The sequence below is a fragment of the Streptomyces sparsus genome (genome assembly GCF_054776295.1).
This window is the reverse complement of record NZ_BAAHCA010001212.1, coordinates 1-1221: the sequence shown is the minus strand read 5'-3', so window position 1 is coordinate 1221 and position 1221 is coordinate 1. Positions and strand designations below refer to the sequence as shown.

At 71.9% G+C, this 1221-nt stretch carries 1 protein-coding gene; it reads left to right on the top strand.

The genetic code is table 11. The annotated features are described in order from the left end of the window. Positions 1-1179: MMPL family transporter (locus ACYVE9_RS27470; protein WP_461030594.1), on the top strand; the 1179-nt coding region annotated here is incomplete at its 5' end. Positions 1180-1221 lie beyond the last annotated feature (42 nt).

Here is a 1221-nt window from a genome sequence, read left to right as displayed (position 1 = left end):
GGCGGCGACCCGGCGAAGCCGGCCGGGAAGGCCGCTCTGGGCACCCGCTGGGCGCGGTTCGTCCTGCGCCGCCCGGTGGCCGTGCTGCTGGTCGCCGCGGTCGGCCTGGGAGTGATCGCGGTACCCGCCACCCAGCTCGAACTGGGCATGCCCGACGAGGGCGCCCGCTCCACCGACACCACCCAGCGCCGCGCCTACGACATGGTCTCCGAGAGCTTCGGCCCGGGCGCCAACGGCCCGCTGCTGGTGGTGGTCGACGCCGAGGGCAGCGACGACCCCCAGGCCGCGGCCCAGCGGGTCAGCCGGGAACTGGGTGAGCTGGACGGTGTCGCCCAGGTGACGCCCCCCAGGTTCAACGAGGCGGCGGACACCGCCATGCTGACCGTCGTACCGACCGCCGGACCCAGCAGCACCAAGACCGAGCAGCTGGTGCACGACATCCGGGACACCGCGCCCGGGATCCGGCAGGACACCGGCGCGGACACCCTGGTCACCGGCGCCACCGCGATGAACATCGACTTCTCCGAGAAGCTCAACGACGCGCTGGTGCCCTACCTGGCACTGGTCGTGGGGCTCGCCTTCCTCCTGCTGATGGTCGTCTTCCGGTCGATCCTGGTTCCGCTCAAGGCCGCGCTGGGCTTCCTGCTCTCGGTGGTCGCCGCGCTCGGTGCCGTCGTCGCGGTCTTCCAGTGGGGCTGGCTCGCCGAGCTGCTGGGCGTGGCACAGACCGGGCCGATCGTCAGCATGGCGCCCATCTTCCTGATCGGTGTCGTGTTCGGCCTCGCGATGGACTACGAGGTCTTTCTCGTGACGCGGATGCGTGAGGCGTACGTGCACGGCGAGACGCCCCGGGAGGCCGTCGTCACCGGTTTCACCCACGGGGCTCGGGTGGTGACCGCGGCCGCGATCATCATGGTCAGCGTGTTCGCCGGCTTCGTCGGCTCGAACGACCCGATGATCAAGATGATGGGCTTCGGCCTCGCGATCGCCGTCTTCTTCGACGCGTTCATCGTCCGTATGGCCATCGTGCCCGCCGTGCTCGGATTGCTCGGCCGTGCCGCCTGGTGGCTGCCGCGCTGGCTGGACCGGGCGCTGCCGTCCGTCGACGTGGAGGGCGAGCGGCTCAAGCCCGCCCCCGAGGCCGAACAGCCGGCGGAGGTCGGCGCCGGCCGCAGCTGACCGGCCGGACCCCGGCAGACCGCAGGCCGTCCCGCACACGTG